15 protein-coding genes are annotated in these 16,104 nt (G+C 67.3%); 11 read left to right on the top strand and 4 right to left on the bottom strand.

What is annotated here, in order from left to right; all coding sequences use genetic code 11:
• Nucleotides 1-73: 73 nt before the first annotated feature.
• Genes AAIL68_RS03380 through AAIL68_RS03370 form a run of 3 tightly spaced genes read left to right on the top strand, consistent with a single transcriptional unit; the run spans nt 74 to nt 4,181 of the window.
• Nucleotides 74-1,102, top strand: coding sequence for a glycosyltransferase family 2 protein (locus AAIL68_RS03380; RefSeq protein WP_347138090.1), 1,029 nt, complete (start codon nt 74-76; stop codon nt 1,100-1,102).
• Complete coding sequence (locus AAIL68_RS03375; RefSeq protein ID WP_347138089.1) at nt 1,099-2,787, top strand: beta-1,6-N-acetylglucosaminyltransferase; 1,689 nt, start codon at nt 1,099-1,101, stop codon at nt 2,785-2,787. The genes AAIL68_RS03380 and AAIL68_RS03375 overlap by 4 nt, the downstream gene beginning before the upstream one ends.
• Nucleotides 2,784-4,181, top strand: a complete 1,398-nt coding sequence (locus AAIL68_RS03370; protein ID WP_347138088.1) for a hypothetical protein — start codon at nt 2,784-2,786, stop codon at nt 4,179-4,181. The genes AAIL68_RS03375 and AAIL68_RS03370 overlap by 4 nt, the downstream gene beginning before the upstream one ends.
• A 139-nt stretch (nt 4,182-4,320) precedes the next feature.
• On the opposite strand, the gene AAIL68_RS03365 is transcribed toward AAIL68_RS03370, so the two are convergent.
• A complete protein-coding gene (locus AAIL68_RS03365) occupies nt 4,321-5,709 on the bottom strand; it encodes a phosphomannomutase (RefSeq protein ID WP_347138087.1) in 1,389 nt (462 codons plus the stop codon).
• Between the two features lie 138 nt (nt 5,710-5,847).
• Here AAIL68_RS03365 and AAIL68_RS03360 point away from each other — a divergent pair, with 138 nt between their 5' ends.
• From AAIL68_RS03360 to AAIL68_RS03335, 6 genes are all read left to right on the top strand, one after another.
• Complete coding sequence (locus AAIL68_RS03360) at nt 5,848-6,249, top strand: ketosteroid isomerase-related protein (RefSeq protein ID WP_347138086.1); 402 nt, start codon at nt 5,848-5,850, stop codon at nt 6,247-6,249.
• Nucleotides 6,246-6,830 (top strand): GNAT family N-acetyltransferase, encoded by a 585-nt coding sequence (locus tag AAIL68_RS03355; RefSeq protein WP_347138085.1) that lies wholly within the window; start codon nt 6,246-6,248, stop codon nt 6,828-6,830. The genes AAIL68_RS03360 and AAIL68_RS03355 overlap by 4 nt, the downstream gene beginning before the upstream one ends.
• On the top strand, nt 6,827-7,684 hold the full coding sequence (locus AAIL68_RS03350) for a carbon-nitrogen hydrolase family protein (protein WP_347138084.1): 858 nt from the start codon (nt 6,827-6,829) through the stop codon (nt 7,682-7,684). The genes AAIL68_RS03355 and AAIL68_RS03350 overlap by 4 nt, the downstream gene beginning before the upstream one ends.
• A gap of 86 nt (nt 7,685-7,770) precedes the next feature.
• A complete protein-coding gene (gene arfB / locus AAIL68_RS03345; RefSeq protein ID WP_347138083.1) occupies nt 7,771-8,193 on the top strand; it encodes an alternative ribosome rescue aminoacyl-tRNA hydrolase ArfB in 423 nt (140 codons plus the stop codon).
• Nucleotides 8,190-8,642, top strand: coding sequence for an NUDIX hydrolase (locus tag AAIL68_RS03340; RefSeq protein ID WP_347138082.1), 453 nt, complete (start codon nt 8,190-8,192; stop codon nt 8,640-8,642). The genes arfB and AAIL68_RS03340 overlap by 4 nt, the downstream gene beginning before the upstream one ends.
• Before the next feature lie 9 nt (nt 8,643-8,651).
• On the top strand, nt 8,652-10,088 hold the full coding sequence (locus tag AAIL68_RS03335; RefSeq protein WP_347138081.1) for an inorganic phosphate transporter: 1,437 nt from the start codon (nt 8,652-8,654) through the stop codon (nt 10,086-10,088).
• 4 nt (nt 10,089-10,092) lie between these two features.
• Here the strand turns inward: AAIL68_RS03335 and pncB are convergent, their stop codons facing one another.
• Nucleotides 10,093-11,385, bottom strand: a complete 1,293-nt coding sequence (pncB, locus tag AAIL68_RS03330; protein WP_347138080.1) for a nicotinate phosphoribosyltransferase — start codon at nt 11,383-11,385, stop codon at nt 10,093-10,095.
• Between the two features lie 4 nt (nt 11,386-11,389).
• On the bottom strand, nt 11,390-11,986 hold the full coding sequence (pncA, locus tag AAIL68_RS03325; RefSeq protein WP_347138079.1) for a bifunctional nicotinamidase/pyrazinamidase: 597 nt from the start codon (nt 11,984-11,986) through the stop codon (nt 11,390-11,392).
• Between the two features lie 101 nt (nt 11,987-12,087).
• Between pncA and AAIL68_RS03320 the strand changes: the two genes are divergently transcribed.
• Nucleotides 12,088-12,984 (top strand): rhodanese-related sulfurtransferase, encoded by an 897-nt coding sequence (locus AAIL68_RS03320; RefSeq protein ID WP_347138290.1) that lies wholly within the window; start codon nt 12,088-12,090, stop codon nt 12,982-12,984.
• Complete coding sequence (locus tag AAIL68_RS03315; RefSeq protein WP_347138078.1) at nt 12,981-13,805, top strand: hypothetical protein; 825 nt, start codon at nt 12,981-12,983, stop codon at nt 13,803-13,805. The genes AAIL68_RS03320 and AAIL68_RS03315 overlap by 4 nt, the downstream gene beginning before the upstream one ends.
• Nucleotides 13,806-13,809: 4 nt before the next feature.
• Here AAIL68_RS03315 and AAIL68_RS03310 read toward each other — a convergent pair whose 3' ends face one another.
• Nucleotides 13,810-16,089: an NADP-dependent malic enzyme gene (locus tag AAIL68_RS03310; protein ID WP_347138077.1), complete on the bottom strand. Its 2,280-nt coding sequence runs from the start codon at nt 16,087-16,089 to the stop codon at nt 13,810-13,812.
• Nucleotides 16,090-16,104 lie beyond the last annotated feature (15 nt).

Genomic DNA, 16,104 nt, shown 5'->3' with positions numbered 1-16,104 from the left:
CAAATACGTGCAGTCGCTGCATTCCGGTCACCATGACAGGCACAGGAAACGGTTCTTGCGGGCAGGGGTGGCAATGCGGGGTCTAGGCGCGCATCCCATCGTGACCCGCTTTCGTCGCCGGGTCCAGCGCCAGCGCCTGATCGGGCGGGCCATCCGCCGCAGGCGTGCGCTGCGCCCTTTGTCCGACCGCACGAAACGGATCGCCCCCGGCGACATCCTGTGCCTTGCCACGCTGCGCAACGAACGCGCGCGGCTGCCCTGGTTCCTGGACTATTACCGCGCCCTGGGGGTGCGGCATTTCCTGATGGTGGACAATGCCAGCACGGATGGCAGCGCCGAATACTTGCGCGCCCAGCCGGATGTGTCGCTGTGGTGGACGGACCACAGCTACAAGGGTGCGCGCTTCGGCATGGATTGGATCAACTGGCTTTTGCTGCGGCATGGCCGGGGCCATTGGTGCCTGACCGTCGATCCCGACGAATTCCTGGTCTATCCGCACATGGATCAGCGCCCGCTGGCCGCGCTGACAAGCTGGCTGGACGCCACCGGCCGCCGGTCCTTTCCGGCCATGCTGCTGGACATGTATCCCAAGGGCCCGGTCGAGGACGCGGTCTGCGCCGAAGGCCAGAACCCGTTCGAGGTGGCCCGCTGGTTCGACCCCGCCAATTATTCCATCCAGAAGAACGACTATTTCGGCAACCTCTGGATCCAGGGCGGTCCCCGAACGAGGGCCTTTTTCACCCAGGATCCGCTGGCCGGGCCCGCGCTGAACAAGATCCCGCTGGTCAAGTGGCACTGGCGCTATGCCTATGTCAGCTCCACCCACATGCTGCTGCCGCGCGGGCTGAACCTGACCTATGAAGAGGATGGGGGCGAACAGATCTCGGGCTGCCTGCTTCACGCCAAGTTCCTGTCCTCCTTCGCGGTCAAGTCGGCCGAGGAACTGGACCGCCGCCAGCATTACGGGGGCAGCCAGGAATACCGCGCCTATCACGCGGGCCTGCATCGGGGCGTGCAGCTGTGGTGCAGCGAATCGCGTGAATACGATGGCTGGCAGCAGCTGGAAGACCTGGGCCTGATTTCCCGCGGGAACTGGGCATGACGGGGCCGGTGCGCCTTGGCGTGGTGCTGCTGTGCCACACGGACCTTCGCCTGGCGGCCCGGCTGGCGCGGGTCTGGACCGATGGGGGCGCGCGGGTGGCGGTCCATGTCGATGCCAAGGTCGGGGCCGCGCAACTGGCCGGGCTGCGGGATGCGCTGAAGGATTGCGGCGGGGTCGTCTTCAGCAGGCGCCACCGCTGTTCCTGGGGCCGCTTCAGCCTGGTCCGCGCGACCCAGGACGCGGCGGCGGAACTGCTGCGGCAATTTCCCGATACGACGCATGTCTATCTTGCCTCGGGCGCCTGCCTGCCCTTGCGGCCGATATCGGATCTGGTCGCCTATCTGGCGGCCGACCCGGACCGCGACCATATCGAAAGCGTCAGCGCCCATGATGTCGGCTGGACCGTCGGCGGGCTGAACGAGGAACGCTTCACGCTGTTCTTCCCCTTCGACTGGAAGAAGCAGCGCTGGCTGTTCGACCGCTTCGTGGACTGGCAGCGCAGGCGCGGCATCCGGCGGAAGATGCCCGCCGGGCTGTCGCCGCATCTGGGGTCGCAATGGTGGTGCCTGACGGCCCGGACCTTGCACGCGATCCTTGACGACCCGCGCCGGGCGGAATTCGACCGCTTCTTCCGCTTTGCCTGGATCCCCGACGAAAGCTATTTCCAGACCCTGGTGCGGCGTCATTCCACGCGGGTCGAAAGCTGGTCGCTGACCATGGCCAAGTTCGACCATACCGGGCGCCCCTATCTGCTTTACGACGACCATATCCCGATGCTGGCCGAATCGCGCTGCTTCGTGGCGCGCAAGGTCTGGCCCGGCGCCGCGCGGCTGCTGGCGCATTTCCCGCAGCCGGACGAAGGCCACCGCCAAGTCGATCCGCCGCAGCCCGCGCGGATTTCGCGCATCATTAACCAGACTGTGCGCCGCCGGGTGCTGGGCAGGCCCGGCCTTTACATGCAAAGCCGCTTTCCCCGGAAGGACGCGGAAAACGGCAAGACCTCGGCGCCTTACGCGGTCATCCAGGGGGCGGGCGACATCTTCCACGGGTTCGAGGGCTGGCTGCGCCGTCACCTGTCCTGCGAGGTCCATGGCCACCTGCTGGGGCCGGAAGGGGCCGAATTTGCCGGACGGACAGCCACCGGGCCGGGGGCGATCTCGGCGGACGCGCGGATACGCGACCGCGACCCGCAGGGATTTCTGACCTCCCTGATCCGCATCACCGAACGGATGCAGGTGTTCCAGTTCGGCCCGCGCGACAACCAGGCGCTGAACTGGTTCATGGCGACCGATCCCAATGCGCATATGCTGGTCGTGACCGGCGCCTGGAAGCTGCCGCTTCTGCATTCCGCGATGCCCTTCGACGACGTGCGCCGCATCTTCGCGCAGTTGCAGCGGATCGAGCTTGAGCATCTGGACGTGCTGAATTCCGTCTGGGTCCGCGCCCGGCTGCATCAATACGACCTGGGCGAGTTCCTGATGAACCCCAAGCCGATCCTGCAGGACTTCATGCTGCAGATCGACCCCCATTCCGCGCCCGTGACCACGCTGCCCGCGATGCGCGACCTGACGGGGCTGGACGGGATGCTGCGACGGCTGCGCAATTCGGGCCTGCGCCCGCGCCTGACGGGCGAGGATCTGCCCCCCATCGAACTTCTGACCAATGAAAGGGCGGCCGCAGAATGACGCAAGGCTTCCGCAGCTTCGTGATCTTTGCCGGGATGCGCACCGGGTCCAACCTGCTTGAGGCGACGCTGAACGCCGTCAAGGGCGTCACCTGCTTTGGCGAGGCCTTCAACCCCTACATGATGGGCTGGCCCGACAAGGACGAGATGCTGGGGGTCTCGCGCGCGGAACGCGAGGCCGACCCGCTGCCCCTGCTGGCGAAGCTGACCGACAGGCCGGGGCATCTGGCGGGCTTCCGCTATTTCCACGACCACGATCCCCGCGTGCTGGACCCGATCATCGGGGACCGGGCTTGCGCCAAGATCTTCCTGTCGCGCAATCCGCTGGACAGCTATGTCTCGACCCGGCTGGCCTGGGAAACGAACCAGTGGAAGCTGAACGAGTCGGAAACCCCGATCCCCGCGCGCATCACCTATGACGGGGAGGAATTCCGCCGGATGCTGTCGGCGGCGGATGAATTCCGGCTGCGCGTCGTCAACCGGCTGCAGGCCACCGGGCAGGCCGCGTTCCACCTGGATTACGACGACCTGCGCGACGCCGAGGTGATGACAGGCCTGCTGCACTGGCTGGGCCGCACCGATCTGGAACGGGTGGAGCCCGGCCGCGACCAGGTGCCCCAGAACCCCCAGGAACTGGCGCAGAAGGTCGCGAATTTCGACGCCATGCAGGACGACCTGCGCGAGATGGACCCGTTCCTGCTGCATCGCGTGCCGGTCTTCGAGCCCCGGCGCGGTCCCGCGGTGCCCAGCTTCATGGCCGCCGATGCGGGCCGGGGGCTGCTGTTCATGCCGGTCAAGGGCGGGCCGGAGCAGGCGATCCGCAAATGGCTTGGAAGGCTTGGGCCGGTCGAGGGCAGCTTCACCCAGTCCACCCTGCGCCAGTGGAAGCGCGCCCGCCCCGGCCATCGCAGCTTTGCCGTGCTGCGCCATCCCCTGCTGCGGGCCTGGGAGGCCTTCGATCATCTGCTGACGCGCGGCAATCCCGAGCAGCGCGAGGTGCTGCGCCGGTTGCACCGCGTGGCCCTGCCGCCCGAGGATGGGTGGGCCGGGCTGTCGGGCGATGCGCGCGTGGCCGTCTTTGCCGATTTCCTGGCCTTCCTGCGCCGCAACCTGAACGGCCAGACATCGCTGCCGACCCCTCCGATCTGGGCCAGCCAGACCGAGGTGCTGTCGGGCTTTGCCCGCTTTGTCACGCCCGACATGGTGGTGCGAGAAGACCGGCTGGCCGAGGATCTGGAGCATCTGACCCGCGCGGCGGGGATCAAGGACGCCAAGCTGGACGGGGTAAAGCCCGCCTCGGTACCGGACGCGCTGCGCGATCCGAAGCTGGCCGAGGCCGCGCAGGCGGCATACCTGCGCGACTACATCACCTTCGGGTTCGAGCTGATGCCTTAGGTCTGCTGGCAAAGGCCATCGCCTCCGCCAGATAAGGGCAGCATGCCCGGTTCTCCGGAGGGTGGGGTAGAACCCCACCCTACCAAGCTGGTAATCCAGTCACCGATTGGCGAAGGCGATTGCCTTCGCCGACTCGGCGTCAGCCCTGCAACAAAGCAGCCAGTTCCGCTTGCTTTTCGCGCACAAGGGCCGCGTCGCCGTCCGATTCCAGGTTCAGCCGCACCACGGGTTCGGTGTTCGATTTGCGCAGGTTGAAGCGCCAGTTGCCGAAATCCAGCGACACGCCGTCCAGGTCGTCGCGGCCCTGTGCCTGCGGTTCATACTTCGCAATCAGCCGGGCAATCGCCGCGTCGGGGTCGTCGATGTGATAGTTCGTCTCGCCCGAGGACGGATACAGCCGCATCCGCTCCTCCAGCAGTTCGGCCAGCGTCTGGCCCTTGCGGGACAGCAATTCGATCATCAGCAGCCAGGGGATCATGCCGCTGTCGCAGTAATAGAAGTCGCGGAAGTAATGATGCGCCGACATCTCACCGCCATAGATCGCGCCCACGTCGCGCATCTTGCGCTTGATGAAGGCGTGTCCGGTCTTGCTGACCACGGCCTCGCCGCCCGCTTCCTCGATCATGGCGCGGGTGTTCATGATGACGCGGGGGTCGTGGACGATCTTCTCGCCCGGGGATTTTTCCAAGAAGGCCGCGCCCAGAAGGCCCACGATATATTCGCCGGGGATGAAGCGGCCGTTCTCGTCGAAGAAGAAGCAGCGGTCGAAATCGCCGTCCCAGGCCACGCCCAGATCGGCGTTTTCGGATTTCACCTTTTCCACCGTCACCGGCTGGTTTTCCGGCAGCAGCGGGTTTGGAATGCCGTTCGGGAAACTGCTGTCCACGTTGTGGTGCATCCGCACGAAAGTCAGCGGGGCGCCGCGCTTCAGCAGTTCGTCGGCAATCGCGTCAAAGGTCGGCCCCGCCGTGCCGTTCCCGGCGTTCACCACGATCTTCATCGGCTTCAGCACCGAGACATCCACGAAATCCGCCATGGCCTTGGCATATTCGGCGCGGGCACCGCTGAAATCGGTCACGCTGCCCTTGGTGGCCGGCGCGAACTGGCCGCTGGTCGCAAGCTCCACGATCGGCGGCAGCTCGGTCGCCGGATCCAACGGCGCCGATCCGCGCCCCACGATCTTCATGCCGTTGTAGTTGATCGGGTTGTGGGACGCCGTGACCTCGATCCCGCCATCGGTGTCGTGGAATCCGGTGTGGAAATAGACCTCCTCGGTCCCCGCCAAACCCAGGTCCAGCACGTCGGCGCCGCCATCGGTCAGCCCCTCGATCAGCGCGGCGGCCAGTTCCGGCGAGGTTTCGCGGCTGTCGCGGCCCACTACCACGCGCTTGGCCGCGCGCGCCTGGGCGAAGGCGCGGCCGATCCGATAGGCCACGTCCGTGTCGAGGTTCTTGCCCAGTTCGCCGCGAACGTCGTAAGCCTTGAAGCAGGTGATCTCACGATGGCCAAGGTTGGATTTGTTGATCATGGGCGCGAATCCTTTATGCGCAATGGTTGGTTCAAGCGCTAGCAGCTTGGCCCGGTTTTTCAAGGGATTGGTCCCTTCGGACCAAGTGACGCGGGCCGCGCCTTGCGCTAGAGGATGGCAAACGCACGAGAGGGGCAAATGGACACAAAATCTTTGATCGCCGCCTATTACGATGCCTTCAACGCGGGCCGCACCGACGACATGCTGGCCTTGCTGCACGACGATGTGGAACACCACGTCAACGAAGGCGGCATCCGGCGCGGCAAGGCGCTGTTTTCCGAATTCAACGCCCATATGACCAGCAGCTACAAGGAAACCCTGACCGACATGGTGATCTTCGCCAACGAGGCGGGCGACCGCGCGGCGGCGGAATTCGTGGTGAACGGCACCTATCTGAAGACCGACGAAGGCCTGCCGCCCGCCAGGGGCCAGACCTATCGCCTGCCCGCCGGGACGTTCTTCACCATCCGCGACGGCAGGATCGCGCGGGTCACGACCTATTACAACCTGGCCGACTGGACGCGGCAGGTCAGCCAATGAGCGTCACGACGCGCGTCCTGACCGGAGAGGCGCTGGCCGCCGCGCTGGAAGATGTCGCGCGTCTGCGCATCCGGGTGTTCCGCGATTTCCCCTATCTCTATGACGGGGACCAGGATTACGAACGCGACTACCTGCGCGCCTATCAGTCGCCGGGCGCGGTGGTTGTGGCCGCGATGGACGGCACCCGTGTCGTCGGCGCCGCGACTGGCGCGCCCATGGCCGATCACGCCGCCGATTTCGCGGCGGCCTTTGCCGACCGTCCCGAACCCCTGGACCAGATCTTCTATTGCGCCGAATCCGTGCTGCTGCCCGACTATCGCGGCCAAGGCATCGGCCATGCCTTTTTCGACGCGCGCGAGGCCCATGCGCGCGACCTTGGCCTGACCTACAGCGCCTTTTGCAGCGTGATCCGCCCCGCCGATCATCCGGCGCGTCCCGAAGGATACCGCCCGCTGGACGATTTCTGGCGCAAGCGCGGCTATCAGCCCCTGCCCGGCGTCATCGCGCATTTCTCCTGGAAGGATCTGGGCGACGAGGCCGAGACCGAAAAGCCCCTGCAATTCTGGATGCGCCACCTGTGAAGATCGCCGCCGCCGCCTATCCGATCGACTGGTTCGACAGCTTCGCCGATTACGAGGCCAAGCTGGCCCGCTGGGTTGCGGATGCCGCAGGCGCCGACCTGCTGGTCTTTCCCGAATACGGCGCGATGGAGCTTGCATCGCTGGGCGGACGCGAGGTCGCGGGCGATCTGGAAGCCTCCCTGCACGAGGTGGCAGAGCATTGGGACGCGGTCCATGCGCTGCACCTGCGGCTGGCGGCGACGCATGACTGCCATATCCTCGGCGCCTCGGGCCCGGTCTTCGACGGGCCGCGCCCGGTCAACCGCGCGGTCCTTTACGGTCCCCAAGGCATGATCGGCCATCAGGACAAGCAGATCATGACCCGGTTCGAGCGCGAGGACTGGGATGTGACAGGCGCCCCTGGCCTGCGGGTCTTCGACACGGCCCTGGGCCGGATCGGCATCCTGATCTGCTATGACAGCGAATTCCCGTTGCTGGGCCGTGTGCTGGCGCAGGCGGGGGTCGAACTGTTGCTGGTGCCAAGCTGCACGGACACGGTCGCGGGCTTTAACCGCGTCCGCATCGGCGCCATGGCGCGTGCCCTGGAAAGCCAGTGTGTCGTGGTCCAGGCGCCCACCGTCGGCGCCTGCGACTGGATGCCCGCCCTGGATGAAAACCGGGGGCGGGGGGCGGTCTATGGCCCGCCCGACGGGTTCTGGCCGGAAACCGGGATCATCGCGGAAGGCGCGATGGACCAGCCGGGCTGGGTTTTCGCCGATGTCGATCTGTCCCGCGTCGCTAGAAGCCGCAACGACGGCGCGGTGCTGCCCTTTGCCCATTGGCCGGAAAGCTGCGGGGTCGGGCTGACGCCCTGACAGGGGCGCAACCCTTTCTTGACCAATTACGTTTCATGATGGGCGGCGCTTTTCACGCCGTCTTTTTTGCGCGATATTTCCCGGCCATGCTGCATGTCACCGACACCATCACCATCGAGGAATGGGAACTGACCGAACAGTTCACCAGATCCCAGGGACCGGGCGGGCAGAACGTCAACAAGGTCGAGACCGCGGTCGAACTGCGGTTCGAGGCCGCGCGGTCCCCCAACCTGTCCGATCTCGTCAAGCGCCGCCTGGAACGGCTGGCCGGGCGGCGCTGGACCCGCGACGGCGCGGTGGTGATCCTGTCGCAGGAAACCCGCAGCCAGGCGCGCAACCGCGAGATCGCGCGCGAACGGCTGGCCGAACTGATCGGGCGCGCGGCCGAACCCGTCAAGCGCCGCGTGGCCACCAAGCCCACCTGGGGCAGCCAGCAGCGCCGCCTGAAAGCCAAGGCCACGCGAGGAGAGGTCAAGGCCCTTCGCGGCCGGGTGGAGGACGGGGAATGAAGCCTTGGCGCCAATCGCTGCGCTTTCTGCTGGGCTGGCGTCCCCCCGCCATGCAGGTCGGCGCGCTCTGCCGCTGCCCGGCGACGGGCGATGTCCTGCTGATCACCAGTCGGGGCACCGGCCGCTGGGTCATCCCCAAGGGCTGGCCCATGAAGGGCAAGACCCTGCCCGGCGCCGCCGCCACCGAGGCTTGGGAGGAGGCGGGGGTTCAGGGCCGTGTCCATGACACCGAGATCGGCCGCTACCGGTATGACAAGGAACAGGACAGCGGCTATGCCATCCCGGTCGAGGTGCGGGTTTTCCTGATGGATGCCGACCGCCTGCGCCCCGACTTTCCCGAAGCCAGGCAACGCAGGCACCGCTGGTTTTCCCCGCAGGAGGCCGCGCGGTTGGTGGCCGAGCCGGGCTTGAGGGAAATCCTGCTTGCATTGCCGCCGCCGCCCGGCTGACATGCGGGGATGACCAGGCCAGACCGCGACTTTCGCACGCTCGACAAGGACTTGGGGCGGATCACGGTTGCCGAATCCGCCCTGTTTCATGCCGTGCGCCCGATCCTGCGCCTGGGGGCGGGCATCCTTCTGGCGGTGTCGCTGATCTTCCTGACCCTGGGCGTCACCGGCCAGCAGCCCGGCCTGGTCGCCATCGGCGGGGGCTTCATCGTGGCGGGCTGGCTGGGCCTGTCGATCGGGGCCAATGACATCGCGAATTCGCTTGGGCCTGCGGTGGGGGCGGGCGCTATCGCCGTCGGACCCGGCCTTGTGCTTGTGGGCCTGGCCGAGATCGCGGGCGCCACGCTGGCGGGCCAGGCCGTCACCCACCGGCTGGCCGAGGGAATCGTGGACATCGCGGTTCTGTCCGGCGCGGGCGGGCAGATTGTCATGCTGGCCGCGCTGATCGCGGCGGCGGGCTGGATCACGGTCGCCACGGCGGCGAACCTGCCGGTCTCGACCTCTCACTCCATCGTGGGCGCGATTGCCGGGGCGGGGCTGGCTGCGGCCGGGGCCCAGGCCATGTCCTGGGGCGGGATCGCGGCCATGGCGCTGGCCTGGATGCTGACGCCCCTGGCGGCAGCGGCCTTGGCCGGGGCGCTGCTGGCGCTCTTGCGCATCAAGGTGGCCGAGGCGCCGGATCGCGGCGCTGCGGCCCGCGCCTGGCTGCCGCCGATGATCGGCGCGATGGTCGGGCTGTTCGTGGCCTTTATCGTGACGCTGCTGCCCGTCCTGTCGCTGCGCCTGCCCGCGGCCCTGCTGCCCGGTGCGGTGGCGGGTCTTGCGACCGCGGCCCTGATGCGCCGCCGCGTCGGCCGCATCCTGGCCGAGGCCTCGGGTGACAGGCTGGGCATGAAGCGCCTGTTGCGCCAGCCCCTGCTGTTTGCCGCCGTGATGATGGCCTTTGCCCACGGGGCGGGCGATGCGGGCAATGTCGCCGGGCCGCTGCTGGTGATCCTGACCCCGGCGCATCAGGCGCCGCTTCCGGTGCCCTTGCTGCTGCTGGCGGTGGCGGGCACTTTCATGGCGCTTGGCGGGCTGCTGTTCGGGCGGCAGCTTGTGGGCGTCATCGGTGAGGGGATCACCCGGCTGAACCCGGCCCGCGCCTTTTGCATCACGCTGGCGACCGCGATGATCGTGCTGATCGCCTCCAGCCGGGGGTTGCCGGTGTCATCCACCCATGTGGCCGTGGGGGGCGTCTTCGGCGTGGGCTTCGTGCGCGAGATGCTGGACCGCCGGGCCGAGCGCAAGCGCGCCGACCTGCCGGTCGAGGAACGCCGCCGCCGCCAGCTGATCCGCCGCAGCCATGTGGTCACGATCACCGCCGCCTGGGTGGTCACCGTGCCGGTCACGGCCTTGCTGAGCGGGCTGTGCTGCCTGGCGATGCTGCGGCTGGCGGGGATCTAGCCCGTCAGACCACCACGTCCAGCCGCGCCTGCTGGTCCACGCCGAAAACCCGGCGATAGCGCGCGATTTCCGCAGCCGGGCCGGTCGCCTTGGCGGGGTTGTCCGACAGCTTGACCGTGGGGCGGCCATTGGCGGACACCGCCTTGCAGACCAGGCTGAAGGGCGCCAGCCCGTCGCCCGCGACAAGGCCCCGGAAGTCGTTGGTCAGCAGCGTGCCCCAGCCGAAGCTGACCTTGACGCGGCCGTGGAACTGGTGGTGCAGTTCGACGATCTTGTCCACATCCAGCCCGTCCGAGAAGATCACCAGCTTCTGGCGCGGATCCTCGCCGCGCTCCTGCCACCAGCGGATCGCGGTTTCCGCGCCCGCCGCCGGATCGCCGCTGTCGATGCGGATGCCGGTCCAGCCTGCCAGCCAGTCGGGGGCCCCTTTCAGGAAGCCTTCGGTCCCGTAGGTATCGGGCAGGATCATGCGCAGGTTGCCGTCATGCTCCTCGTGCCAGTCGGCCAGAACCTCGTAGGGGGCGCGGCGCAATTCCTCGTCCGTGTCGGCAAGGGCTGCATAGACCATGGGCAGTTCGTGCGCATTGGTGCCGATGGCCTCGATGTCGCGGCGCATGGCGATGAGGCAGTTCGATGTGCCGGTGAAGCGCTTGCCCAGGCCTTCGATCATGGCCTGCACGGCCCAGTCCTGCCACAGAAAGCTGTGGCGGCGGCGGGTGCCGAAATCGGCGATCAGCAGGTCGGGCAGGGTGCGCAGCACCTCGATCTTTTCCCAAAGGCGGGTCATGGCGCGGGCGTAGAGCACCTGCAACTCGAACCGCCCCAGGGTTTGCAGGACGGCGCGGGACCGCAATTCCATCAGGATCGCAAGCGCCGGGATTTCCCACAGCATCACCTCGGGCCAGCGGCCCTCGAAGGTCAGTTCATACTGCCCGTTGCGCTTTTCCAGGTGATAGGGGGGCAGGCGCAGGTTTTCCAGGAACTCCATGAAATCGGGGCGAAACATCTGGCGCTTGCCATAGAAGGTATTGCCGCGCAGCCAGGTCGATTCCCCGCGCGTCAGCGACAGATCCCGGACGTGATCCAGTTGCTGGCGCAGTTCGGCCTCGTCGATCAGGTCGGCCAGGCGGATGGACCTGGTGCGGTTGATCAGGCGGAACTGGACGGTCGTGTCGGGCCGGTTGCGAAAGATCGACTGGCACATCAACAGCTTGTAGAAGTCGGTGTCGATCAGCGACCGGATGATCGGGTCGATCTTCCAATGGTGGTTATAGACGCGGGTGGCGATATCGACCATCGGCTTACTCCAGAATGACGCCGGCGGCGCGCATGTCGGCGCGGGCGCGGTCGCGGCTGCCGTCCAGGTCGATGGCGCGGGTCGCGCCTTCGATCACCGTGGCGGTGAAGCCCAGCTTTGCCGCGTCGATCGCGCTCCAGGCGACGCAGAAATCTTGGGCAAGGCCCACGAAGGACAGATCCGTCAGGCCCCGGTCGCGCAGGTATCCGGCAAGGCCGGTGGGGGTCCGGCGGTCGTTTTCGAAGAACGCCGAATAGCTGTCGATCTGCGCCCGGAACCCCTTGCGGATCACCAGATCGGCGCGCGACAGATCCAGGCCGGGGTGGAAATCCGCGCCCGTCGTGCCGATCACGCAATGGGCGGGCCACAGCACCTGCGGACCATAGGGCATCTGCGTGACGCTGAACGGATCGGCGCCCGGATGGTTGGCCGCAAAGCTGGCGTGGTCCGCCGGATGCCAGTCCTGGGTCAGCACCACCGCGTCGAAATCGCCCATCAGCGCGTTGATCGGAGCCATGATCTCATCGCCCCCTGCCACGGCCAGGGCGCCGCCGGGGCAGAAATCGACCTGCATGTCGATCACGATCAATGCGCGTGCCATCCTGCCCCCTTACACGATTGTGACAATGCCTAGAAACTGATGCGCGCGGGGTCAATGGTCCTGTCTTGAAAGGGCAGGGATTGCTGGCTATGGCCCGGCCCATGCTGATCGTCGCCGCGCTGTATCACTTTACCCGCTTTCCCGATCCCGCCGCCCTGAAGGGCCCGCTGGCATCGGTCGCCTGCGCCTATGGCGTGCGCGGCACGCTGCTGCTGGCGGCTGAAGGCATCAACGGCACCATCGCCGGCCCGCGCGAGGGGGTGGACGCGATGCTGGCCCATATCCGCGCCCTGCCGGGCTGCGCGGGTCTGGACTGGAAGGAAAGCACGGCGGAAACCATGCCCTTCGGCAAGATGAAGGTGCGCCTGAAGCGCGAGATCGTGACCATGGGCCAGCCCGATGTGGACCCCCGCGGGGCGGTCGGGCATTACGTCGATCCCGCCGACTGGAACGCGCTGATCGCGGCGCCCGACGTGGCGGTGATCGACACCCGCAACGACTACGAGGTCGAGATCGGCACATTCGCGGGCGCCGTCGATCCCGGCACGCGGTCCTTCCGCGACTTTCCCGCCTGGTGGCAGGCCAATGCGGACCGTTTCGCGGGCAAGCGCATCGCCATGTTCTGCACCGGCGGCATCCGCTGCGAGAAATCGACGAACTGGCTGCTGTCGCAGGGGGTCGAGGAGGTCTTTCACCTCAAGGGCGGGATCCTGAAATACCTTGAGGACGTGCCCGAACAGGACAGCCTGTGGCAGGGCGAATGCTTCGTCTTCGATCAGCGGGTCAGCCTGACCCACGGCTTGCAGCAAGGCCGCCACGGGCTTTGCCACGCCTGCCGCCGCCCGCTGGCCCCCGAGGACCGCGACCGCCCGGAATACGAGGACGGCGTGTGCTGCCACCGCTGCGCTGGCGAATATGACGATGCCGACCGCGCGCGGTTCCGCGAACGCCAGCGGCAATTCGCGCTGGCCATGGCGCGCGGAGACGGGCGGCCGTGACATCCTGGCCGCTGCCCGTCGCGTCGTTCTGGGCCGGGGAAGACCTGTCCTTTGTCGAGCAGATGGTGATCCGGTCCTATCTGGACCAGGGCGCGGATTTCACGCTGTATCTGGGCCATCCGGTCGGCGGCATCCCCGAGGGCGTGCGCATCGAGGATGCGGCCACGATCCTGCCCACGCCGGGCTTCGCATCGGATGGGCCGGGGCGCAAGCAGCTTGCCGTCTGGTCCGACCTGTTCCGGGTCGCATTGCTGCGGCAAAGGCGGATGATCTGGGTCGATATGGATGCCTATTGCGTGGCGCCGTTCGCGCTCCGCGACGGCTATGCCCTGGGCCTCAACAACGAGGGCACGGTCCTGTCCGGCGTCATGGCGATGCCATCCGAATCGCCCGCGCTGTCCTTCATGGCGAATGTCCTGTCGCGTGACCGGATCGAGCCCCCCTGGGCGGACGAGGCCTGGCTGGCCCGCAAGCGCAAGCAGGACAGGCTGGGGCCGCAGGATCTGCCTTGGGGCGATACCGGCCCCCGGCTTCTGGGCCATGCGCTGCGGGAAAGCGGCGAAATCGCCCATGCCGCCCCGCCGCAGGTCTTCTATCCCCTGTTTCGCGCAAGCCTGCCCCTGCTGTGGCGCCCAGGCGTGCCGGACGCGATGATCCAGCATCCCGACACCCGGTCGGTCCATATCTTCGGCTATACCAAGCGCTATCTGTGGACCCACCATCGCGGGCTGCCGCCGGCCGGCACCTGGCTGGCCCGCGCCGCCGCGCGGCACGGGATCGATCCGGCCCAGGCCCCCGCCAAGGGCGAGCCTCTCGCCTGATCCGTCAGCGGGCCGTTCCCAGTCCGCCTGCCGAAATCGCCGCCATGTTCAGGATGTCGTTCACCGTCGAGGTGGTGGAACAGATCTGGATCGGCTGCGGCACGCCCGTCAGGATCGGGCCGATCACCGTGGCGCCCGCCATTTCCTGCATCAGCTTGACGCTGATGGATGCCGAATGCCGCGCGGGCACCACCAGCACGTTCGCCGGTCCCGTCAACCGGCTGAAGGGATAGCGCGCGGCCGATTCCATGTTCAGCGCCACGTCCACGGTCATCTCGCCCTCGTATTCGAAATCGACGACGCGGCGGTCCAGAACCTTCGGCGCCTCGGCCATCTTGATGGCGCGTTCGCTGATCGGGTGGCCAAAGGTCGAGAAGGACAGGAAGGCCACGCGCGGCTCCAGGCCCAGGCCCCGCGCCACGGCGGCGCCCCGGATGGCGATGTCGGCCAGATCCTCGGCCTCGGGCCATTCATGGACCAGCGTGTCGCCGATCAGCACGATCCGGCCCTTGTGCAGCACGGCGCTGATGCCCACCGCGCCATCCTGCGGGCGCAGGTCGAAGACATTGCCAAGCTGCGCCAGGACATGCGCGTTCTTGCGCGTGGCGCCGGTCACCAGCCCGTCGCCATGGCCATGGGCCAGCATGAGGGCGCCAAAGATATGGCGGTCGCGATTGGCCAGCTTCAGCACATCCTCGCGGTCCACGCCCCGGCGCTGCAGGCGGGCGTAAAGGAATTCGTGATAGGCATCCAGATGCCGGGAATTGGCGGCGTTCACCACCGTCAACTCACGGATGGCGTCCCCCAGGCCGGCGGCTTCCAGTTCGGCCTTCACCTCGGCCTCGCGCCCGACGACCAGGGCCTGGCCCATGCCGCCGCGCTGCCAGGCAACGGCGGCGCGCAGCACGCGGGGATCGTCGCCCTCGGCGAAGATCATGCGGGCCTGGCTCTGGCGGGCGCGGGCATGGATGCCCTGCAGGATCGCGGCTGTCGGATCCATGCGGTTCTTCAGCGCCTGGACATAGCCCTCCATGTCGATGATCGGGCGGCGGGCGACCCCGGTCTCCATCCCCGCACGCGCCACGGCAGGCGGCACCACATGGATCAGGCGCGGATCGAAGGGCGTCGGGATGATGTAGTCGCGCCCGAACTGCAGCTTGCGGCCATAGGCCACGGCGACCTCGTCCGGGACATCCTCGCGCGCCAGTTTCGCCAAGGCCTCGGCGCAGGCGATCTTCATCTCATCGTTGATGGCGCGGGCGTGGATGTCCAAGGCACCGCGGAACAGGTAGGGAAAGCCCAGGACGTTGTTCACCTGGTTCGGATAATCGGACCGGCCCGTGGCGACGATGGCGTCGGGGCGGACGGCATGGGCGTCCTCGGGCGTGATCTCGGGGTCGGGGTTCGCCATGGCGAAGATCACCGGGTTCTCGGCCATGCTTTCGACCATCGCCTGCGTCACCGCGCCCTTGGCGCTGACGCCCAGGAACACGTCGGCGCCCTTCATCGCGTCCTCCAGCGTGCGGGCATCCGTCACGACCGCATGGGCCGATTTCCACTGGTTCATCCCCTCGGTCCGGCCCTGGTAGATGACGCCCTTGGTGTCGGCCATGATGCAGTTCTCATGCCGCGCGCCCATGGATTTCAGCAGTTCAAGGCAGGCGATCCCGGCGGCACCCGCGCCGTTCAGGACGATCCGCACGTCCTCGATCTTCTTGCCCGACAGTTCCAGCGCATTGAGCAGGCCCGCCGCGCAGATCACCGCCGTGCCGTGCTGGTCGTCATGGAAGACCGGGATGTCCATGATCTCCTTCAGGCGCTGCTCGATGATGAAGCATTCGGGCGCCTTGATGTCTTCCAGGTTGATGCCGCCGAAGGTCGGACCCATCAGGCGGACGGCGTTGATGAATTCGTCGGCGTCCTCGGTGTCCAGTTCGATGTCGATGGCGTTCACGTCGGCGAAGCGCTTGAACAGAACCGCCTTGCCTTCCATCACCGGCTTCGAGGCCAGCGCCCCCAGGTTCCCCATCCCCAGGATGGCGGTGCCGTTGGAAATCACGGCGACCATGTTGCCCTTGGTGGTATAGTCATAGGCCGTCTCGGGCCGGTCGGCGATGGCCTGGACGGGAACGGCGACGCCCGGCGAATAGGCCAGCGACAGGTCGCGCTGCGTCGTCATGGGGGTGGATGCGACCACGTCGAATTTCCCCGGACGCGGCTCCATGTGATAGGCCAGCGCCTCTTCGGGGGTGATGCGGGCGCGGTTGCCGGTCTTTTCGCTCATGGGGATCCTCCGGGA

The organism is Paracoccus sp. SSK6 (genome assembly GCF_039770665.1).
Lineage (GTDB): Bacteria > Pseudomonadota > Alphaproteobacteria > Rhodobacterales > Rhodobacteraceae > Paracoccus.
The sequence above is the reverse complement of the archived record's forward strand: the minus strand, read 5'-3'. Positions and strand labels throughout refer to the sequence as shown.

What these genes read in the sequence shown, in the direction of transcription:
- arfB (WP_347138083.1), top strand. Translation starts at nt 7,771, where the DNA reads ATGCTGCATGTCACCGACACCATCACCATCGAGGAATGGGAACTGACC.
- AAIL68_RS03375 (WP_347138089.1), top strand. Translation starts at nt 1,099, where the DNA reads ATGACGGGGCCGGTGCGCCTTGGCGTGGTGCTGCTGTGCCACACGGAC.
- AAIL68_RS03335 (WP_347138081.1), top strand. Translation starts at nt 8,652, where the DNA reads ATGACCAGGCCAGACCGCGACTTTCGCACGCTCGACAAGGACTTGGGG.
- pncA (WP_347138079.1), bottom strand. Translation starts at nt 11,986, where the DNA reads ATGGCACGCGCATTGATCGTGATCGACATGCAGGTCGATTTCTGCCCC.
- AAIL68_RS03320 (WP_347138290.1), top strand. Translation starts at nt 12,088, where the DNA reads ATGCTGATCGTCGCCGCGCTGTATCACTTTACCCGCTTTCCCGATCCC.
- pncB (WP_347138080.1), bottom strand. Translation starts at nt 11,385, where the DNA reads ATGGTCGATATCGCCACCCGCGTCTATAACCACCATTGGAAGATCGAC.
- AAIL68_RS03360 (WP_347138086.1), top strand. Translation starts at nt 5,848, where the DNA reads ATGGACACAAAATCTTTGATCGCCGCCTATTACGATGCCTTCAACGCG.
- AAIL68_RS03365 (WP_347138087.1), bottom strand. Translation starts at nt 5,709, where the DNA reads ATGATCAACAAATCCAACCTTGGCCATCGTGAGATCACCTGCTTCAAG.
- AAIL68_RS03380 (WP_347138090.1), top strand. Translation starts at nt 74, where the DNA reads ATGCGGGGTCTAGGCGCGCATCCCATCGTGACCCGCTTTCGTCGCCGG.
- AAIL68_RS03340 (WP_347138082.1), top strand. Translation starts at nt 8,190, where the DNA reads ATGAAGCCTTGGCGCCAATCGCTGCGCTTTCTGCTGGGCTGGCGTCCC.
- AAIL68_RS03355 (WP_347138085.1), top strand. Translation starts at nt 6,246, where the DNA reads ATGAGCGTCACGACGCGCGTCCTGACCGGAGAGGCGCTGGCCGCCGCG.
- AAIL68_RS03310 (WP_347138077.1), bottom strand. Translation starts at nt 16,089, where the DNA reads ATGAGCGAAAAGACCGGCAACCGCGCCCGCATCACCCCCGAAGAGGCG.
- AAIL68_RS03370 (WP_347138088.1), top strand. Translation starts at nt 2,784, where the DNA reads ATGACGCAAGGCTTCCGCAGCTTCGTGATCTTTGCCGGGATGCGCACC.